This is a genomic window from Rhodopseudomonas sp. G2_2311 (genome assembly GCF_047501505.1).
Lineage (GTDB): Bacteria > Pseudomonadota > Alphaproteobacteria > Rhizobiales > Xanthobacteraceae > Rhodopseudomonas > Rhodopseudomonas palustris_H.
This window is the reverse complement of sequence record NZ_JAZDRK010000001.1, coordinates 42051-67058: the sequence shown is the minus strand read 5'-3', so window position 1 is coordinate 67058 and position 25008 is coordinate 42051. Positions and strand designations below refer to the sequence as shown.

Annotated in this window: 19 protein-coding genes and 2 tRNA genes; 6 read left to right on the top strand and 15 right to left on the bottom strand. The window is 66.1% G+C overall.

Annotation, left to right across the window (positions count from 1 at the left end; all coding sequences use genetic code 11):
• Position 1: 1 nt before the first annotated feature.
• Positions 2–622 (top strand): CinA family protein, encoded by a 621-nt coding sequence (locus tag VRZ08_RS00280; protein ID WP_414531211.1) that lies wholly within the window; start codon positions 2–4, stop codon positions 620–622.
• Between the two features lie 297 nt (positions 623–919).
• Here the strand turns inward: VRZ08_RS00280 and VRZ08_RS00275 are convergent, their stop codons facing one another.
• Together VRZ08_RS00275 and lipA are read right to left on the bottom strand one after the other, a co-directional pair.
• Positions 920–1393, bottom strand: coding sequence for a type II toxin-antitoxin system RatA family toxin (locus VRZ08_RS00275; RefSeq protein ID WP_012496037.1), 474 nt, complete (start codon positions 1391–1393; stop codon positions 920–922).
• 26 nt (positions 1394–1419) lie between these two features.
• Entirely contained in the window at positions 1420–2379 is a 960-nt protein-coding gene (gene lipA, locus VRZ08_RS00270) for a lipoyl synthase (RefSeq protein WP_107355672.1), read from the bottom strand.
• 157 nt (positions 2380–2536) lie between these two features.
• Between lipA and VRZ08_RS00265 the strand changes: the two genes are divergently transcribed.
• Entirely contained in the window at positions 2537–3157 is a 621-nt protein-coding gene (locus VRZ08_RS00265) for a DNA-3-methyladenine glycosylase (RefSeq protein WP_414531210.1), read from the top strand.
• Between the two features lie 7 nt (positions 3158–3164).
• On the opposite strand, the gene VRZ08_RS00260 is transcribed toward VRZ08_RS00265, so the two are convergent.
• From VRZ08_RS00260 to VRZ08_RS00235, 6 genes are all read right to left on the bottom strand, one after another.
• Positions 3165–3722 (bottom strand): hypothetical protein, encoded by a 558-nt coding sequence (locus tag VRZ08_RS00260; RefSeq protein ID WP_414531209.1) that lies wholly within the window; start codon positions 3720–3722, stop codon positions 3165–3167.
• A gap of 200 nt (positions 3723–3922) precedes the next feature.
• Positions 3923–4309, bottom strand: coding sequence for a VOC family protein (locus VRZ08_RS00255; protein ID WP_414531208.1), 387 nt, complete (start codon positions 4307–4309; stop codon positions 3923–3925).
• 3 nt (positions 4310–4312) lie between these two features.
• Complete coding sequence (locus VRZ08_RS00250) at positions 4313–7186, bottom strand: valine--tRNA ligase (RefSeq protein WP_414531207.1); 2874 nt, start codon at positions 7184–7186, stop codon at positions 4313–4315.
• A 153-nt stretch (positions 7187–7339) separates the two neighbouring features.
• Positions 7340–8128 (bottom strand): PopZ family protein, encoded by a 789-nt coding sequence (locus VRZ08_RS00245; protein WP_408016271.1) that lies wholly within the window; start codon positions 8126–8128, stop codon positions 7340–7342.
• Between the two features lie 292 nt (positions 8129–8420).
• On the bottom strand, positions 8421–9812 hold the full coding sequence (locus VRZ08_RS00240; protein ID WP_107355666.1) for a TolC family outer membrane protein: 1392 nt from the start codon (positions 9810–9812) through the stop codon (positions 8421–8423).
• A 210-nt stretch (positions 9813–10022) separates the two neighbouring features.
• Positions 10023–10688 carry a protein-L-isoaspartate O-methyltransferase family protein gene (locus VRZ08_RS00235; protein ID WP_107355665.1) on the bottom strand — a complete coding sequence of 222 codons (666 nt, stop codon included), beginning with the start codon at positions 10686–10688 and terminating at the stop codon, positions 10023–10025.
• A 254-nt stretch (positions 10689–10942) separates the two neighbouring features.
• On the opposite strand from VRZ08_RS00235, the gene VRZ08_RS00230 reads away from it, so the two are divergent.
• The 3 genes from VRZ08_RS00230 to VRZ08_RS00220 all read left to right on the top strand — a co-directional run bounded on the left by VRZ08_RS00230 (position 10943) and on the right by VRZ08_RS00220 (position 11948).
• Positions 10943–11017: transfer RNA gene (locus VRZ08_RS00230), tRNA-Asn, on the top strand.
• A 190-nt stretch (positions 11018–11207) separates the two neighbouring features.
• Complete coding sequence (locus VRZ08_RS00225; protein ID WP_107355664.1) at positions 11208–11579, top strand: hypothetical protein; 372 nt, start codon at positions 11208–11210, stop codon at positions 11577–11579.
• A 192-nt stretch (positions 11580–11771) separates the two neighbouring features.
• Positions 11772–11948, top strand: coding sequence for a hypothetical protein (locus VRZ08_RS00220; protein WP_264073436.1), 177 nt, complete (start codon positions 11772–11774; stop codon positions 11946–11948).
• 17 nt (positions 11949–11965) lie between these two features.
• On the opposite strand, the gene VRZ08_RS00215 is transcribed toward VRZ08_RS00220, so the two are convergent.
• Entirely contained in the window at positions 11966–13099 is a 1134-nt protein-coding gene (locus VRZ08_RS00215; RefSeq protein WP_414531206.1) for an alginate O-acetyltransferase AlgX-related protein, read from the bottom strand.
• A 2-nt stretch (positions 13100–13101) separates the two neighbouring features.
• A complete protein-coding gene (locus VRZ08_RS00210) occupies positions 13102–14571 on the bottom strand; it encodes an MBOAT family O-acyltransferase (protein ID WP_414531205.1) in 1470 nt (489 codons plus the stop codon).
• Between the two features lie 182 nt (positions 14572–14753).
• Between VRZ08_RS00210 and VRZ08_RS00205 the strand changes: the two genes are divergently transcribed.
• Positions 14754–14827 (top strand) — tRNA-Cys (locus VRZ08_RS00205).
• A 154-nt stretch (positions 14828–14981) separates the two neighbouring features.
• Here the strand turns inward: VRZ08_RS00205 and VRZ08_RS00200 are convergent.
• The 5 genes from VRZ08_RS00200 to VRZ08_RS00180 form a co-directional block, all read right to left on the bottom strand.
• Complete coding sequence (locus tag VRZ08_RS00200) at positions 14982–15713, bottom strand: tRNA-uridine aminocarboxypropyltransferase (protein WP_107357503.1); 732 nt, start codon at positions 15711–15713, stop codon at positions 14982–14984.
• 7 nt (positions 15714–15720) lie between these two features.
• Complete coding sequence (locus tag VRZ08_RS00195) at positions 15721–18828, bottom strand: efflux RND transporter permease subunit (protein ID WP_414531204.1); 3108 nt, start codon at positions 18826–18828, stop codon at positions 15721–15723.
• Entirely contained in the window at positions 18828–21959 is a 3132-nt protein-coding gene (locus tag VRZ08_RS00190; RefSeq protein WP_414531203.1) for an efflux RND transporter permease subunit, read from the bottom strand. The genes VRZ08_RS00195 and VRZ08_RS00190 overlap by 1 nt, the downstream gene beginning before the upstream one ends.
• Positions 21960–22035: 76 nt before the next feature.
• The gene (locus VRZ08_RS00185) at positions 22036–23403 is read right to left on the bottom strand and encodes an efflux RND transporter periplasmic adaptor subunit (protein WP_264052251.1); all 1368 of its coding nucleotides are present in this window, start codon (positions 23401–23403) and stop codon (positions 22036–22038) included.
• Positions 23393–24841 carry an efflux transporter outer membrane subunit gene (locus VRZ08_RS00180; protein ID WP_164572646.1) on the bottom strand — a complete coding sequence of 483 codons (1449 nt, stop codon included), beginning with the start codon at positions 24839–24841 and terminating at the stop codon, positions 23393–23395. Before VRZ08_RS00180 ends, VRZ08_RS00185 begins: the two co-directional genes overlap by 11 nt.
• Between the last annotated feature and the right edge of the window lie 167 nt (positions 24842–25008).

The following is a 25008-nucleotide window of genomic DNA, read 5'->3' as shown; positions in this document are numbered from 1 at the left end:
GATGAGCAGCAACGACGCCCGCGCCCTCGCCCGCTCGTTGCTCGACCTCTGCCGTTCGCGGAAGCTGATGATCGCGACCGCCGAGTCCTGCACCGGCGGTCTGGTCGCCGGCGCGCTGACCGACATCCCCGGCTCGTCCGACGTGATCGACCGCGGCTTCGTCACCTATTCCAACGCCGCCAAGCATGACCTGCTCGGCGTCGAGAACGCCACGCTCACCACCTTCGGCGCCGTCAGCAAGGAAACCGCGATCGCGATGGCGGTCGGCGCGCTGGAGAATGCCGACGTCGATCTCGCGGTCTCGATCACCGGGATCGCCGGCCCCGGCGGCGCGACGCCCGGCAAGCCGGTCGGCCTGGTGCATTTTGCGGTGGCGTCGCGCGACGGCCGGATCTCGCATCGCGAGCAGCGCTTCGGCGCGATCGGCCGCAGCAACGTCCGCCAGCGCTCGGTGGTCGAAGCCCTGCGAATGCTGCTGGAACTCGCCCGCGGTCCGAAGCCGCCGACCAAGGCCAAACGCGAGGTGGCCACCGGCGTGCATAAACGCGTCGCCCGCTCCCCCCGCCGCGTCGCCGCCAAGCGCCCGCAGCCGAAGCGGCCGGTGAATCCGAAGAAGACTTAGCGGCGGTGCTATTCGTCAGGCCGGCATGAAGTGCACGGCGCGGCCCGATCATCGCCGTCACCCTCCGCGAAAGCGGAGGGACCAGTATCCCAGAGCGCTCGTGATCTTCGGAAGCACTCTGGCATACTGGGCCTCCCGGACAAGCCGGCGATGACGGCGGAGTGTGTGAAGATTCAAGTATTCGCCGTGTCCGTCGTTGCGAGCGAAGCGAAGCAATCCAGCTCCGTGCATCGAGCTGGATTGCGTCGTCGCTGCGCTCCTCGCAATGACGGAAGGCTGTTGACGGTGCGAAACTAACTACACCCGCGACAGCTTCGGGCCGGTGCCGTAGATCTGGTCGGCGCGGGTTTCGAACGCTTCGGCGAAACGGTGGAACGCGGTGTCGAACATCGCGCCCATCAGCGTGGCGAGCATCCGGCTCTTGAATTCGTAGGCGATGAAGAAGCCGACCTCGCAGGCGCGCTCGGTCTTGGCCGCGAACGTCCAGCGGTTCTCCAGATTTGAGAATGGGCCTTTGAGATACTCGACCAGGATCTTCAGATTGGCGCGGTCGAGGGTGACGCGGCTGGTGAAGGTTTCCTGCACCAGCTTGAACGACACCGTCATGTCGGCGATCACCACCTCATTGCCGTCCGGCTGCTGGATGCGCTCGCGGATCTTCAGCGCCTTGCACAGCGGCACGAATTGCGGATAGCGCTCGACATCGGCGACGAGGTCGAACATCTGCTGGGCACTGTGCGGCACTCTGCGCCTGTTGGAAAACTGCGGCATCGTCTCGGACTTCAGGTCTTGGACTGTTAGCGGGCTCGCGCCGCGCGCGCCGCCTTGAGCTTGGCGAAGTCGTCGCCGGCGTGATGCGACGAGCGCGTCATCGGGCTCGCCGACACCATCAGGAAGCCCTTGGCGTAGGCGGTGGTCTGATAGCCGGCGAACTCGTCCGGCGTGACGTAGCGCATCACCGCGTGGTGCTTACGGGTCGGCTGCAGATACTGGCCGATGGTGAGGAAATCGACCTCCGCCGAGCGCAAATCGTCCATCACCTGCAGCACCTCGTGGCGCTCCTCGCCGAGGCCGACCATGATGCCGGACTTGGTGAAGATGGTCGGATCGAGTTCCTTCACTCGCTGCAGCAGCCGGATCGAATGGAAGTAACGCGCGCCCGGCCGCACCGACAGATAGCGCGACGGCACGGTTTCGAGGTTGTGGTTGAACACGTCCGGCTTGGCAGCGACCACGACTTCCAGCGCGCCATCCTTGCGCAGGAAGTCCGGCGTCAAAATCTCGATCGTCGTGGTCGGGCAGGCTTCGCGCACTGCGCGGATCGTCGCGGCAAAGTGCGCCGCCCCGCCGTCGGCCAGATCGTCGCGGTCGACCGAGGTGATCACCAGATGCTGCAGCCCGAGCTTCCGCGTCGCCTCGGCGACATAAGCCGGCTCGTTGGCGTCAAGCGCACCCGGCATTCCGGTCTTGACGTTGCAGAACGCGCACGCCCGGGTGCAGGTGTCCCCCATGATCATGAAGGTGGCGTGCTTCTTGTCCCAGCACTCGCCGATGTTCGGGCAGCCGGCCTCTTCGCACACCGTGTGCAGGCCGTTTTCCTTGACGATGCCGCGGGTCTCGCCATAGCCGCGCGTGGTCGGCGCGCGCACCCGGATCCAGTCCGGCTTCTTCGGCGACAGCGCGTCAGGCCGCGCCGCCTTCTCCGGATGCCGGGGGCGGACGGGATTGGCGGACACCGTATCGACGAGAACGACCATGAGCTGCCTGGGTTTGCGCGAGAACCCTACCTAATCCGGCCGCCCCCGTCCCGCAACCCAGGCTGCTTGCGGGCTGTTATCCCTTGGAATAATGCTCGAATTGTAAGCATAACGCGCATCGCCGGCCGCGCCTTGTGGCGCACAATCCCTGTCGCAGATGATCAAGCCCCGCGTTCCGAAGGCCTCGCCGGACGGAACACATCCCGCCCTCGGCCCACTGCTGACGCGCCGGTTCTTTGCCCGCAGCGTCCACGAGGTCGCGCCCGAACTGATCGGCGCAACGCTGCTGTTCGGCGGCGCCGGCGGCGTCATCGTCGAGGTCGAAGCCTATCACCACACCGACCCGGCGGCGCATTCCTATGGCGGGCCGACACCGCGCAACCAGGTGATGTTCGGCCCGCCGGGCGTCGCCTACGTGTATCGCTCCTACGGCATCCATTGGTGCGTCAATGTCGTCTGCGAGCCCGAAGGCTCCGCCAGCGCAGTTCTGATCCGAGCGCTGGAGCCGACCCACGGTCTTGCGGCGATGCGCAATCGCCGCGGCCTCGACGAGCCGCGCAGCCTGTGTTCGGGCCCCGGCAAACTAGCGCAGGCCCTCGGCATCACCATCGCTCACAACGGCCTGCCGCTCGATGCCGCCCCATTCGCGATCCATCGCCGGATCAGCAAGCCGGAGATCGTCACCGGACCGCGCATCGGCATCACCAAGGCGGCCGACTATCCTTGGCGCTATGGGCTGAAGGGCTCGCGGTTCTGGAGCAAACCGTTTCCGCGCTGAGCGCGGTTCAGTTTGCCGCCCTCGCCTTCCGCAAATGGTCCGGGTACCACACCGTAAAGATCGCGGTGCCGATCAGCACCGCGTAGGAGATCAGCTCGTAGGCAAGTTCGGGCAGCGCGACCTGCTCCATCTTGCCGAATGCCAGCGCCGCGTTGATGGTGAAAGCCGTCGCCCAGATGCCGGTCATCAGCACGTTGATGCGGATGAATTTCGGATCATTCCAGACCGCCGGATCGACGTGCTCCCTGGCGTAGTCGAGCGTGAACGGCTTCCCGAGCAGGATGGTCAGCCAGGCCCCGGCCGCCAATGCGCCGTTGGCGAGCACGCCGAGATGGCGCAGCGTCCAGGTGTCGTTGAACCCCATCACCGCGACGGTCGCGGCGCCGAAGAACACCACGCCGACCCACAGAATGATACCGCGATGGAGCTTCAACACGCCCATCACGACCGTCAGCGCCAGTGCGACGCAGAGGCCGATCTCGACCCGGAGCAACGTGTCACGGGCGATGATCAGAAACGACAGCCACGGCGCAAAAGAAATCAGCAGCTTGAGGAAGGCGAGCATCGGCACAGCCCCGTTGATGCCCGATCCTACGCGATCGCCCCGGTGTCATACTTTGGCGCCGATCAACGCCGCGGCGACGGACAGCAGGTGCAAGGTCCGTCATTGCGAGCGGAGCGAAGCAATCCAAACTTCACTCACAAGCTGGATTGCTTCGTCGCTACGCTCCTCGCAATGACGAGGGACGTTGCGTTCTAAGGCGCTCAATCGAGCGCGTGGCACACCGCTTCGAGCCGGTTGCCGTCCGGGTCGGCGATGAAGGCCGCGTAGTAACCGGGATGATAATCGCGCAGTCCCGGCGCGCCCTGATCGATGCCGCCGTGCGCGAGCCCGGCTTGCCAGAAACCATCGACCACGGCGCGGCTGTTCGCCTTGAAGCACCAGTGCCGGCCATACGCCGGCTCCGGCCTGTCGCCCTTGCGGATCGACAGATAGGCGCGGTCCGGATGGTCAGGCCGCGCCCTCTCGCCATAGCCCAGCCAATCGCCGCGGGCGCCAACCTTGACGACGCCGAGCGCCGCCATGATCGCATCGTAAAACGGCTCGGCCACCGAAATATCGGACACGGTGATCGAGACGTGGTCGAGCAAGGGTCAGCTCGCGTTCTTCAGCCGAAGCAGCGCTTCGAGGATCTTGACCTTGCGCGCGACCGCGGCCTCGCGCTTCTCACGTTCTTCCTCAACGACTTCTTCGGCGGCGTTGGCGACGAACTTCTCGTTCGCCAGCTTGGCTTCGGCGCGCTTGATGTCGGCTTCGGCCTTGCCGAGTTCCTTCTCGAGCCGGACCTGCTCGGCGGCGAAATCGACCACGCCCTTGAGCGGCAGCGCCGCAACCTCGCCGCGCACCAGGAGCTGCACCGCCCCTTGCGGTGCTGCGTCCGCAAACGAGATCTCGCCGACGCGAGCCAGCCGCTTGATCACGTCACTCCAGCGGCTCGCCCGCGCATTGGTGTCGGCGGAAGCGCCGGCCAGCACCAGCGGCGTCAGGGTCGACGGCACCATGTTCATCTCGGCGCGCACTGAGCGGATCGCGGTGACGAGATCGACCACCCAGCCGATCTCGGCTTCAGCCGCATCGTCGGTGAAGTCCGGCTCCTGCGGCTCCGGAATTGCCAGCATCGCCGGCCCGGCCATCGGATCAGTCGCGGCAGAGGCCGCCAGCACCGACACTTCCTCGTCCGAGATCCCGGCCTTGCGCGACCACGGCGCCAGCACCAGCAGTCCGTCGCGCGTCGCGGTCACCGCCCACAGCTCTTCGGTGATGAACGGCATGAACGGATGCAGGATCTTGAGGATCTCGTCCCGCGCCCACGCCACCATCGCCCGGGTCTCGGTCTTGGCAGCGCCCTCCTCGCCCATCAGCACCGGCTTGGCGAGTTCGAGATACCAATCGCAATACACGTTCCAGACGAAGCGATACGCGGCTTCGGCGGCATCGTTGAAGCGATAGGATTCGATCGCCTCGGTGACATCGCGCACCGCGCGGACGGTCTCGTGCGCTATCCAGCGGTTCAGCGTTTCCTTGGCCGCCGTGTAGTCGAAGCCGGCCGGCGCGACGCAGCCGTTCATCTCCGCAAAGCGGCAGGCGTTCCAAAGCTTGGTGGCGAAGTTGCGATAGCCTTCGACGCGCGAAGTCGCGAGTTTGATGTCGCGGCCCTGCGCCGCCATCGCCGCCAGCGTGAAACGCAGCGCGTCGGCGCCGTATTCGTCGATCAGGTTGAGCGGATCGATGACGTTGCCCTTCGACTTCGACATCTTGGCGCCCTTCTCGTCGCGAACAAGGGCGTGGATGTAGACGGTCGGGAACGGCACATCGTCCATGAAGTGCAGGCCCATCATCATCATCCGGGCGACCCAGAAGAAAATGATGTCGAAGCCGGTGACCAGCACATTGGTCGGATAGTAGCGGTCGAGTTCGGGTGTCTCGTCCGGCCAGCCGAGAGTCGAGAACGGCCACAGCGCCGATGAGAACCAGGTGTCGAGCACGTCCTCGTCGCGGGTGATGAAGCCCTCGCGCTTGGCGGGATCTTCCGCCATGTCGTGGGCCTGCGCGGGCGTGATCACTTCCTGCTCGACGTAGTAGCCGAGCGCATTGCCGACCGCCTCTTCCTCGGTTTCGGCGACGAACACCTTGCCGTCCGGACCGTACCAAGCCGGGATCTGGTGGCCCCACCACAGCTGGCGCGAGATGCACCACGGCTGGATGTTCTCCATCCACTCGAAGTAGGTCTTCTCCCAGTTCTTCGGCACGAAGGTGGTCTCGCCCGAGCGCACTGCGGCGATCGCCGGCTGCGCCAGCGTTTTGGCGTCGACGTACCACTGATCGGTGAGGAACGGCTCGATCACCACGCCGGAGCGGTCGCCGTGCGGCACCATGTGGACGTTGGGCTCGATCTTCTCCAGGAAGCCGAAATCATCGAGCCGCGCCACGATCATCTTGCGGGCGACGAAGCGGTCGGTGCCGTTGATCTCCTCGGCGAATTCGCGCGCGCCTTCCGGCAGGCCTTCGAGATAGGCGCTGTTGTCGGCAACAGAGATCTTGCCCTCGATGTCGAGCACGTTGATCTGCGGCAGATGATGCCGCTTGCCGACCTCGAAGTCGTTGAAGTCGTGCGCCGGCGTGATCTTCACCGCGCCGGAGCCCTTCTCGGGGTCGGAGTACTCGTCGGCGACGATCGGAATCCGCCGGCCGACCAGCGGCAGGATGACGTGCTTGCCGATCAGATGCGTGTAGCGCTCGTCTTCCGGATTCACCGCGACCGCGGTGTCGCCCAGCATGGTTTCGGGGCGCGTGGTCGCGACGACGATGAAGGTCGACGGATCGGCCGGGTCGAAGGTCTTGCCTTCGATCGGATAGCGCAGGTGCCAGAGATTGCCCTTGACCTCGATCTGCTGCACTTCGAGATCGGAGATCGCGGTCAGCAGCTTCGGGTCCCAATTGACCAGCCGCTTGTCCTTGTAAATCAGGCCCTGGCGGTGCAGCTCGACGAACACCTTGGCGACGGCGCGGGACAGCCCCTCGTCCATGGTGAAGCGCTCGCGCGACCAGTCGCACGACGCGCCGAGCCGCTTCAGCTGGTTGACGATGACGCCGCCGCTCTCGGCCTTCCACTGCCACACCCGCTCCAGGAATTTGGCACGCCCCATGTCGCGGCGGCTCGGCTCCTGGCGCTCCATCAGCTGGCGCTCGACCACCATCTGGGTGGCGATGCCGGCGTGGTCGGTGCCGGGCTGCCACAACACGTCGCGGCCGCGCATCCGCTCGAACCGGCACAGGATGTCCTGCAGCGTGTTGTTGAGCGCATGGCCCATGTGCAGCGAGCCGGTGACGTTCGGCGGCGGAATCACGATCGAGTACGGGACGGCGTCGCGGCGATCCGGACGGCCGGCCTTGAAGGCCTCCGCATCTTCCCAGGCGCGCGAAATGCGGGCCTCGATGTCGGCTGGCTGGTAGGTTTTCTCGATCATGGCGCTGCAATCAAAAAAGGCGCGTCGCCGGGCCGCGAACGCGCTCGTTGGACGACGCTAGAAACCTTCCGGCGCGCCGCAAGTCAACAATGGAGGCCGGTCCATTGGATCAGGCGGAGGATCAGGCGGAGGCAGCGCCTCCGCCAAACGGGCTCAGCGCCCGCGCGAGACCCGCTCGATTTCCTGGCGGACGATCCGCTCGACCAGCGTCGGCAGATTATCGTCGAGCCAAGCCTTCAGCATCGGCCGCAGCATCTCCTTGACCAGATCCTCGAGGGTCCGGGCATTGTTGCTGAGCACCGTGGTGGCGAGCGAATTGAACGCCGATTCCACCGCCGCGGCGGTGGTCCGCGACAGGATCGGCTGCTGCGGCTCTTCGCTCCAGGCCGCCGCCGCGGGCGGCGGCTCGTAGGCCGGCTCCGGCGCGCGCGGCTTTGGCGCGGCTTCGGCGAATTCGATGTCGTCCTCGATCGGCGCTTTCTGAACGGGCGGCGGCGGAGGTGGTGGCGGCGGCGCCGGCTCGGGTTCGGGCTCCGGCAGCGCCATCTCGTCGGTCAGTTCGAGCACGTCGCCATCCGGCTGCGGCGGACGAACCTCCTCCTCCGTGGTGTCGGCGTCGAGGCCGGCCAGCAGCGCGTCGATGTCGTCCTGACTGTTGCTCTCGGCGGGAGCTGGCGTTGGCGGCGGAGCCGGCTTCGGCGCAGCGGCGGCGGGCTTGGGCGGCGCGGCTTGCGCCACCGGACTCGGTGCAGACGGAGGTGGGGTCATGGCCGCGGGCTTGCTCGGCGGGGGAGCCGGCTTGGGCGGCTCCGGCTTCGGGGCAACGGCCACCGGCGCAGGTGCCGGGGTCGCGGGCTTGGCTTCGTCATCGGCAATGATGCGACGGATCGACGCCAGAATCTCCTCCATGGAAGGCTCTTGCGCCTTTGCAGGCTGCGTCATCTCCGACTCCACATCATCACGCCCTTCCCGGCGTTGTAACATCAAAGCTCTACGGGAGAGACCGGTTCCGGATCGGCGGCGCCAGGTTTCGCGTTGGAAGCAGGACTTGTCCCCAGCTTCAACTACGGTACGCCCCGAGGTCCGCTCCACGTGTAACAACGTGGAGCGCCGCGAAACACGGGCGCATCTCCGACTCGAATCGTCACGACGACCCGATCAACGGTAGGCAGCCGATTAGTTGTTTGCAAGCAAACGCGCCCGGGCAGAATCCCGGGCGCAGTCGCGGCCGCAATCAGCGGCCGTCGGGAGTCCGCACGCCGCCCCAGCTGTCGCGCACCTGCTGGTAGTGCACGCTGGGATCATAGACGTCGGTCTTCAGGCCGAGCACCTGCGGCGACAACCGGCCGACCGCGTTCAGCACCGCATAAGAAGCAACGACGCGGTCATGTTGCGCGGTCACCAGTGCGACGCGGGCATTCACCAGCGCCTGCTGCGCGTTCAACACGTCGAGCGTGGTGCGTTGGCCGGCGCGGGCTTCTTCACGCACGCCGTTGAGCGCGATTTCCGAGGCCTTGACCTGGGACTGCGCCGACGAGACCTGCGCCTTCGCGGCCTGCAGCTGCCCCCACGCCTGCACCACGCTGGCGCGGGTCTGGTCGCGCACCTGTTCGAGGTTGAGGCGCTGCTGCGCCAGCGTTTCCTTCGACTGCCGGATCAGCGCGTATTCGCCGCCGCCCTGGTAGATCGGGACCGACAGCTGCGCGACGCCCGACGCGAGGAACTGGCGCGGCGACGAGATCGACGGCTCCCACGACTGCTGCGCGCTGGCCTGCAACGTCAGAGTCGGGAACAGCGCGCCCTCGTTGATCTTCACGTTCAGATAGCTGACGTCGATGCCGTACATCGCAGCGGTGACGTTCGGATTCTCGACCAACGCCAGATTGATCGCCTGCGCCAGCGAGGTCGGCAGATAGCGATCGACCGGCGAGCCCGGCGCGAGATTACCCGGCTCGGTGCCGATGATGCGGCGGTAGTTCGACCGCGTCGTGGTCAGCGTCGATTCGGCGGCCAGCTGCTGGGTGTTACCGGCCGCGAGCTGCGCCTGCGACTGCGCCACGTCGGTGCGGGTCACCTCGCCGACATTGAAGCGATCGTTGGTCTGACGCAGCGTCTGCTCGAGCACGCGCACGTTGGAGCGCTGCACTTCGAGCGTCGCCGAGTCGCGCAGGTAGTCCATGTAGATGGTCGCGGCCGACAGCAGCACCGACTGCTCTAGCACCCGCAGACCTTCACGCGCCGACGACACCTGGCTCTCGGCCGCACGGGTGCGGTTCGCCGTCTGATTGCCGTTGAACAGCGTCTGCGATGCGGTCACGCCGACCGAGCGCGGGATCTGGGTGCCGGACGCCTGGAACTGGTTGCCGGCGACCGACGAAATCACGTCGGTGTACTGATAACCGCCGCTGGCCGTGACAGCGACCTTGGGACGGTAGCCGGACAGAGCCTGAGGAACCGATTCGTCGGTGGCGCGCACCGAGGCGCGCTGTGCATTGAGTTGAGGATTAGTCTGGTAAGCGCGAACCAGCGCGCCTTCGATGGTATCCGCTCGGGCCGCTGTCTGCGAGACGCACGCCAGAACGATGCCGGCAGCCGCGAGGCCGGAAATCCGCTTAAGCCCATCCATTCTGGCAATCCAATCCTGAACTTTTCCCCACACCGGACTTTCCGGTGCCCAACGCCGTGCGCTCGGCCGAACGATGTCCGGTAAGTCCATCCTCACCATAGGACACGGAATTGACCGAAGAAACCCCCCGGCCGTGGTGCACAACGAAACTTGCGAGCTGGGGCATTCGCGCCACAGGTATGATTCCTCTAAAGAATCCGGCCGCTTGCGTCAGAATTCGAAGGCCGGCGCGCGCTCCAAACCGGGCAGCACGGGAATCGACGCATCGAACAGAATGCGGGCACCGTAGTCGCCGTGCGAACGGGTCACCACGGTAACGCGCTGCGGCCGGCCGTTGGCGAAGGCGCCGACCAGGCGGCCGCCGAGCTTGAGCTGATCGTACAGCGCGGTCGGTTCGACCTCGGTGGCGCCGCAGAGCAGGATCGCGTCGAACGGCGAGTCGTGCAGATCGCCCTTCGCCGCCTCAGCGACCCGGACGTTGACGTTGGACAGACCCAGCGCCGGCAGCGTCGAGCGGATGCGTTGCGCCAGCGATTCGTCATCGATCGTCGTGGTGACGCGGGTAACCAGCTTCGCCGCCACGGCCGCGATGTACCCGGTCGGACAGCCTACCACGAGCACGCGATCGTCGTGCTGCAGCTCGGCAGCCTGCAACATGCGCGCGGTCATGATCGGATTGAGCATGAAGTGCTTATGGCCGTCGTGGCCTTCGATCTCGAGATCGAGGTCGAGATAGACCAGCTCGCGCTTCGATTCCGGCACGAATGCCTCGCGCGGCAGCGCCCGCATCGCATCGATGATTCGCCAATCGGTCACGCTGGCAGGCCGAATTTGCCCGTCGACCATGTTTTGCCGCGCGCGCTCGAATTCCAACATCCTCGATCCCCTGCGTGAAACCCGCGCCATCCATGCTGCAACGCCGCTGAAAACGCAACATGTCGCCGCACTCAACAGATTTAGTGCAAAGGGGGCTTCACGCGGCGCAGATCATCCCCTACATAGCCCTCGCCGTCACGGCGGCTCGCCGCGGCGTTGCGGCGGAAAACGGCCGGTGTGGATCGACCGATTTCTGCTTTCCAACGCCGAACGGCTTTGTTATACGCTGCCCCGCGAAGCGCTGCTTCGCATGTTCCCTGGTAGCTCAGTGGTAGAGCAACCGGCTGTTAACCGGTTGGTCGCTGGTTCGAATCCGGCCCGGGGAGCCATTCTCATTTTCCATCATTGCAGGTCGTGACGCCCACGCTAGCTCGTGGGCTCCCGAGGATGTGCCAGCTTCCTCACAGCGGCGCGCCAGCGACCTTTCACGCCGCTGTGACTCCGCCTCCCCCGGCCCCCGGAACGTTCTCGCTCCGACGCACGTTGCGTCGGCATCGGAAACAAAGAGGGAGACCACAGATGTTGAAGCCGATCACCTTTGCCGCCGCCGTGCTCGCGGGCGCCGTGGCCCTGACCAGCGCCGCCTCGGCTCAGCAGCCGACGCAGATGCGCGGCCAGCTCTACGGCGAGAGCACTCGTTATCAGGGTTATCAGGAGCGCGGCTACCAGGAGCGCAATTGGCGCGACAGCAACGCGTTCTGGCCGGGCCAGGTGGCTGCCGGCGTCGTTGGCGGCGCGATCGGTGCGGCAGGAGCCATCGCCACGGCTCCGTTCGAGGCCGGCTATCAGGGCAACTACGACATGCGCAGCTACGCCGAGCGCAACGGCTTCGTCTGTCTGCCCGGCACCACCTTCCGCGGCGAAGACGGCCGGATGCATCTCTGCCAGTAAGCAGCCGTTTAGCATAACGGTCGAACCGAGCCGCCTCCTCCCCGGGGGCGGCTTTGTTTTTGGCCGCATTCCTTGTGGATCAGCTCAACACACACCGCACGACGAAGGCCGATCGCTAAAATTGTAGCGATCGGCTCAACCGGCCCCACAACAGTTTTTGCCACACTCAGGTTCGGACAGGGGAGCCGAACCATGAGCGAAGCCGAATACGATCTGTTGCTGGAATCGATCAGCGACGCCGTTGCGGAAAGCACGCAGGACAACGTCATCCGCCCGAACGTGGTGGCGACGATGCGCCGCGCCGCCAACGACAATTCGGTCGAATGGCCGCTGCTGCCGTTCCCGTCCGACTGGTACGCCTCCTGCTGAGCAAGGCGCTGCCGGCGTCAGCGGCCTTCCTGGGCGACGGTGTCCGCCAGCGAATCCAAATGCCGCTCCGCCAGCTCTTCGATCACCAGATCGGGCTTCTCGCGTTCGATCAACGGCGCGATCTCGCGTGACGGCTTGAAGCCCGACCGGGCGACGTAGACCACCTCACCAAAACTGCGCGACAGATACTTCACCAGTGCTCCGGTGAAGGAGTCGCCGATGAACATGATCTTGTATTTGGCCTGCGGACAGAACGTCCGCCCGATCGAAATGTCGTCGCCCACGGACTGATACGCCGTCGCCGTGAGAGCACAGCGATCGGCCGGCAGCTCCGACAGCCGGGTCGTTTCCCGCCGCGTCAATCCCGCCATGCCGGCGAGATCGCCTGCGTGGTCAGAGGGAATTGCAAACTGCTTCGCATCGAGATCGAGCACCGGCAGATCGGTCAGCGGCAGCGCAGCCATGATGCGGCGATAGCCGAGATACGCGCCCCAATCGGTCCAGTGCGAGTCGTCCTTGAGGTACACCTGCCCGTCCGCCTTGCCCTGCCGCAGCGTGCTGCGCAGATCGAGCACCGGGAGGCGCGCAGCCTCCGCCAGCGCGACGACTTGGTCGAACTGCGACGGCGGATCGCGCCGCGACATGAAGCTCGGCATCATCTCCGGATAGATCGTGTGCTTGTCCGGCACCACCACGAAGAGATATGGGCGGCTCACGGCTCGCAGCGGACGCATCCGCAACGCGAGCGCGGCTTCGGTATTGGCAAGCTGCAGCGTGCTGAAAGGACGCTGGTTGCGATACAACTCGATCGAATTGTCGCCGGCGTAGAACAGCCAGTCGTCCTTGCCGAACACCACTTTGTCCGACGGCGAGCGTCCGAGCATCACCGTGGTGAAGTTCGAGTTCAGCCGCAGCAGCAGCTTTCGCAAGCCGAAATTGTCGTTGAAATAGGCATCGAACCGCTCCGGGAAGCTGTCCCACTGCGCCGCGGTGCGCGGCCATCCCGGGAGCTGCGTCAGTTCGCGCTTCTCACTAATGCTGATCTCGGCGTGCTTGAAGGTCATCGCGATCAGCGACGCGAACGAAAACGCCGCGACGAGGCCCACGAGGGCGCCGCAGTACAGCCGAACGGTGAAAGGGGTTCGCTGCATCGCTAGAACCGGAAATAGATGAATGGATTGTAGGTGCCGGCCGCAACTTGGCTGCTGGCGAGCAGGCCGATCGTCAGCAGCACGATCAGCCGGCCTGTCATCATCAGGGTCCCATCACCGCCAATCTGCAAGGTGCGGACATCGGGATGCACCCGGCCCTGGTTCTGGTCCCGGCGCAGCCGCCAATCCGCGGTCAGCGGGCTGAACACCGCAGCACTCGCCAGACCTCCCATCACCAGGCAGAGGACGACCAGCGGATCGACATTGCCGAGGAAATCCAGCGACCAGCCGGCGCCGAGCCCGACCATGGCGCGCAAATAGGTGATGGCGTGCGAGAGGTCGGTGGCGCGGAAGAACACCCAGGCCAGCGACACCACGGCCAGCGTGTAGAGGTGCCGCACCGGCCGCGGCATCCGCGCCAGCAGCGACGCCAATCCGAGCCGTTCGAAGATCAGGAACAGGCCATGGATAAGGCCCCAGACCACGAACGTCCAGTTCGCGCCATGCCACAGCCCGCACAGCAGGAACACGGTGGCGAGATTGAAATACACCCGCCACGGCGGCACGCGGTTGCCGCCCAGTGGTATGTAGAGATAGTCGCGCAGCCAGTTCGACAGCGAGATGTGCCAGCGCCGCCAGAATTCCTGCAGCGACTGCGACAGATACGGATAGTTGAAGTTCTCCAGGAAGGTGAAACCGAACAGCCGCGCCAGCCCGATCGCCATGTCCGAATAGGCCGAGAAGTCGAGATAGATCTGCAAGGTGTAGCAGAGCAGCCCGAGCCAGGCCGCGCCCGGGCTGAGGTCGGCGGCCGGCAGCGCAAAGATCCGGTCGGCGACTTCTCCGAGCGGATTGGCCAGCAGCATCTTCTTGCCGAAGCCGGCCAGGAACCGCTCGATGCCGGAGGCCGCCAGTTCGAGCGTCACCGGCCGACGCCGGAGCTGATCGGAAATGTCGTGATAGCGGATGATCGGGCCGGCAATCAGCTGCGGAAAGAACGCAATGTACAGCGCGAAGTCGACCGGCCGGCGCTGTGCGCGGGCGACGCCGCGATAAACGTCGATCACATAAGACAGCGCGTGGAAGGTGAAGAACGAAATCCCCAGCGGCAGATGCGGCGCCACCACGGTGACCGGCGCGATGCCCACCGTCTCCAGCAGCGCGTTGAGGTTCGCGATCAGGAACTCTGAATACTTGAACACCGCAAGCAGGCCGATGTTCAACACCACCGCGGCGGCCACCACCAGCTTGCGCCGGCCCGGGTCCGTCAGGGCATCGAGCGCCAGCCCGAGCAGCCAGTTGCCGAAAATCGACCCCAGCATCACCAGCGCAAAGAACCGCTCGCCCCAGGCATAGAACACCAGGCTGGCGACCAGCAGCACGCTGTTGCGAAGCGGCCGCGGCACGCTCCAATAGACCAGGAGCAGCAGCGGCATGAACAGGAACAGGAAGACCGGCGAACTGAACAGCATCAGGCCATCGCCCTCGCTTCCCAGCTCCTGCAGTTGCGCTCCGGCATCGCCGCCCCGTCGTTTGGTGCGCCTTCTCCTTGCGTGAGCGCCCCCGATTGTTCAAGGCCACCTCTGTCCCCAGGGCAACGCGCTGTGCGGCGGTTGCCTATCGCCGTCCGGCCGTATATGAGTTCGCCGCGTGGGGCCACGTGGCGGAGTGGTTACGCAACGGTCTGCAAAACCGTGTACACCAGTTCAATTCTGGTCGTGGCCTCCACTTTCCTATCAAGCACTTAGCCAATCTTCCTGAGACTCGACCGGAACCGCGTCGAGGATCGCGCTGTTGCGCGCGGAATCGCTTCGCACGAACGCCCCATCCAATCGACACCTGTCGAGATCGCCGCGTCAGACCGCGGCGCGGGCGCGCGCCCTCATCCGCGCTTCTTGCGGCGCCAGTCGCGCTTCTTCGGCTTCGGGGCCAGATCCGGTCGCTCGGCCTGGACCTGCTTGAACCGCGCCAGCATCCGGTCGAAGGCTGACAGCAAGGCCGTCTCGATCTCGGGGCGATGCTCCAGCCGCGACAGCAGCATGGCGGCGGCTTCCAGCGTCGACAGCCCGTCGCGGCGCGGCTCCTTGCGCAGCCGGCCGTAGCGCGACGGCGCCGCGGGGTCGAGAATCACCCGCTGGCACTTCAGCATCCAGGCGTTGCGCCACCACAGCGCCTTGGCCTGGCTCCAAGTGCCGTCGAGCAGCACCACGCCCTCGATCTCGTCGAGGATCATGTCCTGATACGGCTCGGGCTGGCCCTTGGCGTCGACCGCAAGGATCTCGCGCCCCTCGGCCAATTCGGCCGCGCGGGCTGAGCCGAGATACAGGACCGCCCAGCGCGACGGATCGTGCACGGTGCGGCCGAGCGCCTTGGACAGGCTCGGCCATGACAGCCCGATCCGCACCACCGCGTTCTTGAAATGCTGCGCGGTCAGCCGCGCGGTGCCGAGTGCGCGATCCTGCTCCTGCGGATGCTGCAGAATCAGAAGCTGGATGCGGCTGGCGATCGGCTCGACGGTGTCGCAGATGCACAGCGGCAGCGCTTTGCCGCAGCGCTCGCACTCCGGTTCAGGCGCGCCCAGCTCTGCCGCAGGTGTCTGGTGTTCGGTCGTCATCTCGTCCCTACTCCGCCGGCACTGCGGCCGGCGCACCGCGGCGCCAGCGCCGCTGCCGCACCCGGTCGATCAACAGATAAATCACCGGCGTCGTATACAGCGTCAGCACCTGGGATACGAACAGCCCGCCGATGATGGTGATGCCGAGCGGCCGGCGCAGCTCGGTGCCGGGGCCGACGGCGACCACCAGCGGAATCGCCGCGAACAGCGCCGCCAGCGTGGTCATCAGGATCGGCCGGAACCGGACAATGCAGGCTTCGAAGATGGCGTCGGCCGATGGCAGGCCGCGGTCGCGTTCGGCCTCCAGCGCGAAGTCCACCATCATGATCCCGTTCTTCTTGACGATGCCGATCAACATGATGATGCCGACGAAGGCGATCACCGACAGCTCGGTACCGGTGACCAGCAGCGCCAGCAGCGCACCCAGCCCCGCCGACGGCAGCGTCGAGATGATCGTCAGCGGATGCGCGAGGCTCTCGTAGAGCACCCCGAGCACGATGTACATCGCGATGAAAGCCGCCAGGATCAGCAGCGGCTGCTTGTTGGAGGTGGCGCGGAAATCGCCGGCATTGCCGTCGAACGAGCCGCGGATCCCCTCCGGCATGTGCAGCTCGTCGACCGCGCGCTGAATGTTGGCGGTCGCCTCCTGCAGCGGCACGTCGGGCAGCGTGTTGAACGACACCGTGGTCGACGGTACGCCCTGGGTATGGGCGACCGCCAGCGCCGCCAGCCCGCGCTCGGCGCGGACCACCGCCGATAACGGCACCTGATCGCCGCTGGTGCTGTCGACGTAGATCCGCTTCAGGTCGGTCGGATCGGTTTGGAAATTCGGGTCGATCTCCAGCACCACCTGATACTGGTTGCGCTGGGTGTAGATCGTCGCGATTTGCCGCTGCGAGAATGCGTTGTTGAGCGCGTTGTCGATATCCTGAATCCGCACGCCGAGCCGCGACGCCATGGTGCGGTCGATCGACAGGGTGAGCTGCAGGCCGCCGTCGTCGCGATCGCTGGTGACGTCGGTAATGCCGTCGACCGTCTGCATCCGCTTGGCGACGATCGGCGCCCATTTCTGCAACAGGTCGAGATCGGGACTGCTCAGCGTGTACTGATAGTTGGATTCGCTGGAACGGCCGCCGCCGCGCAGATCCTGGGCGGCGAACATGAACAGCCGGATGCCGGCAACGCGGCTGAGCTGCCGGCGCAGGCGATCGATCACCATCTGAGTGGTGACGCCCTCACGCTCGGCGGTCGGCTTCAGATTGATGAACATCGTGCCGCGATTGGCGCCGCCGGCGCCCGGTCCGCCGCCACCCAGCACCGAGCCGACGCCGCTCACCGCCGGATCGGCCATCACGATGTCGGCGAGCTCCTCCTGCAGAGTCCGCATCGACTGGAACGAGATGTCGGCCGAGGCGCGGGTCGAGCCGATGATGAAGCCGGAATCGTCGATCGGGAAATAGCCCTTGGGCACCTTGATATACAGCGTCACCGTGAGCGCGATGGTGGCAATGAACACCACAACGGTCAGCCACGGTACCGACAGCACGCCGCGCAGCGTCCAGGCATAGAAGCCGACGATGCGGTTCAGCGTGCCTTCGACCGCGCGATCGAACCAAGTCTGCTTCGGCGACACTTCGGCGCGGATGTAGTGCGCGCAGATCATCGGCGTCACCGTCAGCGACACCACGGTCGAGACCACGATCGCAAACGTCAGCGTCAGCGAGAACTCGCGCAGCAGCCGGCCGATCAGGCCGTCCATGAAGATCAGCGGCGCGAACGCAGCGACCAGCGACAGGCTGATCGACAGCACCGTGAAGCCGATCTGCCGGGCGCCCTCCATCGCGGCCGGCAGCGGCGCCATGCCGCGCTCAAGGTTGCGGTACATGTTCTCGATCATCACGATCGCATCGTCGACGACGAAGCCGACCGCGATCGCCAGTGCCATCAGCGACAGATTGTTGATCGAAAACCCGCTGATCCACATTCCGGCGCAGGTCCCGGCCAGCGCCAGCGGCACCGACACGCCGGCGGCGATCGTCGGCGTCAGCCGGCGCAGGAACAGCAGCACCACCACCATCACCAACACCGCGGTCGCCAGCAGCGTCCACTGCATGTCGTCGACGCTGGCGCGGATCGTACCGGTGCGGTCGGCCAGCACCGAGATGTCGACGCCTGCCGGAATCCACTGCTTCAGCTCGGGCAGCAGGGCTTTGACCCGGTCGACGGTCTCGATGACGTTGGCGTCGCCCTGCTTGGTGATCTGGATGATCACCGCCGGCTGCTTGTTGTACCAGGCGATGGTGCGGGCGTTGCGGGTCGCGTCGCTGACGGTGGCGACATCCGACAGACGGACCGTGCCGTTCGTATCGCTCTTGATGACGATGCTGCGGAACTGCTCCGCGGTGCGCATCTGCGGATTGGTCGACAGTGTTTCGGTCAACCGCGGCCCGTCGAACGAGCCGACCGGGCCGACCGGATTGGCGTTGATGATCGCGGTGCGGACGTCGTCGGTGGAGATGCCGGCGTTAGAAAGCGCGACCGGGTTGAGCGCGATCCGCACCGCGGGCTGGTCGGCACCGGAGACCGTGACGTCGCCGACACCCGGCACCTGCGAGATGCGCTGCGCCAACACCGTGTCGGCGACGTCGTAGATCGCGCTCGCCGGCATCGTCTTCGAGGTCAGCGCCAGGATATAGACCGGCGCCGCCGCGGAGTTGAACTTGCGGAACTTGGGCAGCGTCGGCAGGTCGGTCGGCAGATCGCTGACCGCGGCGTTGATCGCCGCCTGCACATCCCGCGCGGCGCTGTCGACGTTGCGGCCGATCGAGAACTGCAGCTGGATGCGGGTATTGCCGAGCGAACTGGTCGAGGTGATCTGATCGAGCCCCGCGATTTCGCCGAGCCGCCGCTCCAGCGGTGCCGCGACGGTCGAGGCCATCACCGACGGCGCTGCCCCAGGCCGCGACGCCTGCACCATGATCATCGGGAAATCGACGTTCGGCAGCGCCGCCACCGGCAGCACCGCATAAGCCACCATGCCGACCAGAAACAATCCGATCGCCAGCAGCGTGGTGCCGACCGGCCTCCGGATGAACGGGTCGGACATCGAGGCCATCACAGCCCCTCCCCGGCGCCGGCCAGCGGGGGCGATGGTGTCGCCGGCGGCACCGGCGGCAATGCCCGCTCCAGCTTCCGGTTGATGCGGTCGAGCGCCAGATAGATCACCGGCGTGGTGTACAGCGTCAGCAACTGGCTGAGCAGCAGGCCACCGATGATCGAGATGCCGAGCGGAAACCGCAGCTCAGACCCGGTACCGCTTTCGACCGCCAGCGGCAGCGCGCCGAACAAGGCCGCCAGCGTCGTCATCATGATCGGCCGGAAACGCAGCCGGCAGGCCTGCACGATCGCCTCGTAGGACGACATCTCCTGTCCGCGCTCGGCTTCGAGCGCGAAGTCGATCATCATGATGGCGTTCTTCTTGACGATGCCCATCAGCAGGATGATGCCGATCAGGCCGATCACCGACAGATCCTGGCCGAACAGCATCAACGCCAGGATCGCACCGACGCCGGCCGACGGCAGCGTCGACAGGATGGTGATCGGGTGGATGTAGCTCTCGTACAGCACGCCGAGCACGATGTAGATCGCCACGATCGCGGCCAGGATCAGCCAAGGCTGGCCGGCGAGCGCCTTGGAGAATTCGGCGGCGTCGCCATAGAACACCCCGACAATGCTGCCGGGCATCCCGATCTGCTTCTCGATGGTTTCGATCCGCTTCAACGCCTCGCCGAGCGAGGCATCGGGCGCGAGATTGAAGCTCATCGCGACCGACGGGAACTGCGCCTGGTGCGAGATCGCCAGCGGCGCGATGGTGCGCTTCAACTCGGCGACCGCCGAGATCGGCACCTGGGCGCCGGCATTGCCCGGCACATACAGCTTGGACAGGATCGACGGGTCCTGCTGATAGACCGGCATCGCTTCCAGCACCACGCGGTACTGGTTGGCCTGGCCGTAGATCGTCGAAATCTGCCGCTGCGCGAAGGCGTCATTGAGCGTGTCGTTGATCGCCTGAACGCTGACGCCGAGCTGGCCGGCGCGTTCGCGGTTGACGTCGAGCGCCGCCCGCAGGCCGCCCTCCTGCGCCTCGGTCGAGACATCGCGGAACAGCGGATCGCGGCGCAGTTCGCCGAGCAGCAGATTGGCCCATTGCGACAGCAGCGCCGCATCGGTCGCGGTCAGCGTGTATTGATACTGCGAGCGGCTGGCCTGGGTCGAAATCTGCACGTCCTGCACGGCCTGGAAGTACACGGTCATGCCGGGAATGCCGGCGACGCGCTGCTTCAGCCGTTCGATCACTTCGCCGACGTCGGACTTGCGGTCGCCGCGCGGCTTCAGCGTCAGCACCAGCCGGCCGACATTCGGCGTCGGATTGACCGAGCCGGCCCCGATCACCGACACCACGCCGACAACATCCGGATCGGCTTCGATCGCCTGCGCGGTCTCGGTCTGCCGCGCCTTCATCTCGGCGAACGACACCGCCGGTCCCGCTTCTGTCACCGCAGTGATCGAGGCGGTGTCCTGCAGCGGCAGGAAGCCCTTCGGCGCGATCGCATACAGCACCAGCGTCGCCGCGATGGTCAGGAACGTCACCACCAGCGTGGCGCGCTGATGCTTCAACACCCACAACAGGCTGCGGTGATAGGCCTCCGCACCGCGATCGATCCAGGCGGTGATGGTGGCGAGCCCCGGCACCTGGCGCTCGTCGCGGGCATGTTTGAGCAGCCGCGAACACATCATCGGCGTCAGCGTCAGCGACACGATCGCCGAGGTGACGACCGCGATCGTCAGCGTCAGCGCGAATTCGCGGAACATCCGGCCGACCAGCCCGGACATGAACAGCAGCGGGATGAACACTGCGATCAGCGACATCGTCAGCGAGATCACGGTGAAGCCGATCTCGCTGGCGCCCTTCAGGGCCGCCTGCATCGGGCTCTCGCCGTCCTCCATGTGGCGGACGATGTTCTCGATCATCACGATGGCGTCGTCGACCACAAAGCCGGTGCCGATCGTCAGCGCCATCAGCGACAGATTGTCGAGGCTGAAGCCCATGAAATACATCACGCCGAAGCTGGTGATCAGCGACAGCGGCAGCGCCACGCCGGCAATGATGGTGGCACGCATGGAGCGCAGGAACAGCAGCACCACCAGCGTTACCAGCACCACGCTGAGCAGCAGCGTGAACTGCACGTCGTGCACCGAGGCGCGAATGGTTTCGGTGCGGTCGCTGACCACGGTGAGCTTGACGCCGGCCGGCACCAGCCGCTGGATCCGCGGGATTTCGGCGCGGATACCCTTGACCACGTCGATGACGTTGGCGCCGGGCTGGCGCTGAATGTCGAGGATCACCGCCGGTGTGCCTTGGTACCAGGCGCCGGTGCGCTCGTTCTCCAGCCCGTCGACGATCTGCGCGACGTCGCCGATCGTCACCGGCGAGCCGTTGCGATACGCCACGATGATCGGCCGGTACGCATCCGCAGCAGCGATCTGGTCGTTCGCCGCGATGGTGTAGGCCTGCTGAGCGCCGTCGAGCGAGCCCTTCGGCCCCGACACGTTGGCGTTGGCGATCGCCGTGCGCAGATCCTCCATCGAGATGCCGTAGGCGGCGAGCCGGGCCAGATCGGCCTGCACCCGCACCGCCGGCTTCAGCCCGCCGAGCACCGAGACCCGGCCGACACCGGAGATCTGCGCCAGCCGCTGCGCCATCAGTGTGTCGGCAAGGTCGCTCATGGTGCGCAGCGACACTGTGGTCGAGGTCAGCGCCAGCGTCATCACCGGCGCGTCGGCCGGATTCACTTTGGCATAGACAGGCGGGTACGGCAGGTTCTTCGGCAGAATGCCGGCGGCGGCATTGATCGCCGCCTGCACGTCCTGGGTCGCGCCGTCGATATCGCGGTTAAGGTCGAACTGCAGCGACACCTGGCTGACGCCGTAGGACGAGGTCGAGGTCATCGCCGTCAGCGACGGAATCTGGCCGAGCTGCCGTTCCAGCGGCGCCGTGATCAGCGACGCCACGACGTCGGGACTCGCGCCTGGGAGCTGGGTCGTCACCTGCACGGTCGGGAAATCGACCTGCGGCAGGGCCGACACAGGCAGCGCCAGATAGCCGAGCAGACCGCCGATCATCAGCGCCACGCCAAGCAGCGAGGTCGCGATCGGACGTCGGATGAACGGCTCAGATACGCCCATGAAAACTCACCTCAGCGTTGCGTCCTGACGTCTCGCGCTCCGGCATCCGCCACCGTCGCGCTGGCAGCGGACCGCGTCAGGGCGCCTTGGGCGCACCCGACGACGGGGCTCCGCCTGCGGCCGGTGCCTGCTGCTGCCCGGCTTCACCGCGGCGGCGCTTGCCCTGCCCCTCGCCGGCTTCGTTGCCCCCCTGGCCCTGAGCACCCGGCGGACGGCGACGCTTCTGCGGAGCGAGATCGGCGGTTGGAATCTGGCTGGCATCGCCGATCGTCACCTTGGCGCCGTCGGCCAGATTGGCAAAGCCGGTCGTCACCACCCGGTCGGCCGGCGTCAACCCCTCGGCGACCACGGCCTCGCTTTCGTTCTGCTGCGTCACCTTCACCGGGCGGGCATGAACGATGTTGTCCTCGCCGATGATGTAGCTGAACGTCCCGGCGGGGCCGCGCTGCACTGCGGACACCGGCACCACGATCGCCTGCTTCAAGGTGTCGACCTTGAGCCGGACGTTGACGAACTGGCCGGGCCAGAGCTGCAGCTTGGCGTTGGGGAATTCCGCCTTCAGCTTCACCGTGCCGGTGGTCTGATCGACCTGATTGTCGATCCCCTTCAGCATGCCGGTATCGACCACGGTGACGCCGTCATTGCCGAACACGTCGACCGGCAGCGGCGCCTCGGCAGCCGCGGCGTTGACCCGGACGATCTGCTGCTGCGGCAGGCTGAACTGCACCGCGATCGGCTTGAGCTGTGTCAGCACCACGATGCCGGTGGCGTCCGAGGCGTGCACGATGTTGCCCTTGTCGACCTGGCGCAGGCCGGCGCGGCCGGAGATCGGCGCCACCACCTTGGTGTAGCTCAGCGTCGCCGCGGCATTATCGATCGCGGCCTGATCGGAGCGCACCTGCGCCTCGAGCTGCGCCACGGTCGCCTTCTGGGTGTCGGCCTGCTGCTTGGAGCCGGCATTGGAGGCGGCGAGCTGCTGATAGCGCGCCAGATCGATCCGGGCGTTGGCGAGCTGGGCTTCGTCCTGCGCCTTCTTGGCGACCGCCTGATCGTATTGCGCCTGATAGATCGCGGGATCGATCTCCGCGAGCACGTCGCCGGCCTTGACGTCCTGACCTTCGGTGAAATTCACCGCGATCAGCTTGCCGTCGACCTGGGCGCGCACCGTCACGGTAGCGAGCGCCTTCACGGAGCCGACGCCGTCGAGATACACCGGCACGTCGGCAACCTTCGGCGTCGCCGCCAGCACTGGGACCGCGAGGTCCGGCGGCATCCGCCGCTCCGCCTGCTTGGTCTGGATCGCGCGCCAGGCGATGAAGCCGAGGCCGCCGAGGATGGCGACGACCAGCAGCAGCGACACGCTGCGGCGGCGCAGGCGGTGGCCCCAACCGTTGCGTCCGGGCCCGGCGCCGGACGTATCCTTCGCATCCGGCTTAAAGAGCATCGGCCGTTCTTTCCATCTTTGGCTCCCAGCCGCCCCCGAGTGCCTGAAACAGACTGACGATCGCCTGGAAGCGCGCAAGCTGCGTCTGGATCAGCGCGTCCTCGGCCTGGAATAGCGTGAGCTGCGTATTCAGCACGGTGACGATGTCACTGGTGCCGGCGCGGAGCTGCTGTTCGGCGAGATCGAACGCGCGCCGCGACGATGCCACCACCTCGCGCTGTAGCCGCAGCCGCTCGGTGTTCTGCTTGATCGACTCCAGCGCGTTGTCGACATCCGCGAATGCCGACACCACGGTCTTGCGATAAGTCTGCAGCAGCTCTTCTTGCTGCGCCTGCGTCAAATCGAAATTGCCCTGGATCCGGCCGCCATCGAAGATCGGCTGCGTCAGCCCCGCGGCGATGTTGGAAAACGTCGCCTGCGGCGTGAACAGTGATGCCAGCGCCGCGCTCTGATAGCCGCCCTGCGCGGTGAGCTGGATGGTCGGGAAGAACTGCGCCCGCGCGCTGCCGACATTCGCTGTCGCCGAGGCGAGTTGAGCCTCCTGGCGACGGATATCGGGCCGCTGCGTCAGCAGATCCGACGGCAGCCCCGGCGTCACCCGTGGCGACGACAGCCGCGTCAGCGAACCGCCGGCGATCTTCACGCTCTCCGGCGGGCGCGCCACCAGCGTCGCCAGCGCGTTGACGTTTTGCGCCAGCGTCAGCCGCAGCGGCGGCAGCGCGGCGCGCTGGTTCGCCAGCACGCTCTCCTGCTGTGCCACATCGAGATCGGTGCCGGTGCCGGCTTTGAGACGCTGCTTGATCGCGTCGAGAATCCGGCTGGCGCTCTTGATGTTGCCTTCGGCGGTGCGAATCCGATCCTGCGCGGCGAGCACCTGGAAATACGCGTTGGCGACGCTCGCCATCGTGGTCAGCATCACCGTGTCGCGGTCGAACCGGTTCGCGGTGGCGGTCTCCTCGGCCGCGAGTGCGGCGTCGTGGTTCTTGCCCCAGAAATCGATCTCGTAAGACGCGCTCAGCGACGACGAATAGGTGCTGTAACGGCGGCCAGCGATCGTGGTGTTGGAGATGTTCGATCCCGAGGTCTTGACCTGACTGCCGTTGCCGCTGGCGCTGAGGCTGGGCAGCAGCGCCGCGCCGGTGATCCGCGCCTGCGCGTCTGCCTGGCGGATGCGCGCGACGGCGGCGGCGACGTCGAGATTGACGGTCTGCGCCTCTTCCATCAGTTGCGTCAGCTCGGCCGACCGGAAGCCACGCCACCAATCCAGCGCCGGCGGCTTCTCGACCGCGGTGCGCGACGCAGCCTTGTAGCGATTCGGCAGATCGAGCGCGGGATCGGGCAGATCTTGCGTCAGGATACAGCCGCCCGACGCAGCGACCAGCGCCGAGGCCACCACCAGTCGGGCTGCGCGGCCAAGGTAGCGAAGTGTGGTGCTCATGCTGGGCGCGATCCATCTCCCGGCGCGGCGTAAAGCCGCGCACGCCGCGCCACGATCGACTTCGGCGCACGATGTTCTCTGCCAGTCACTTGCAACTCGATCACGGAAGACTGCTGTTTGAAAGCCAGCCGCCATTGTAACGGGCGGAAACGCCGACGCACAGGGCC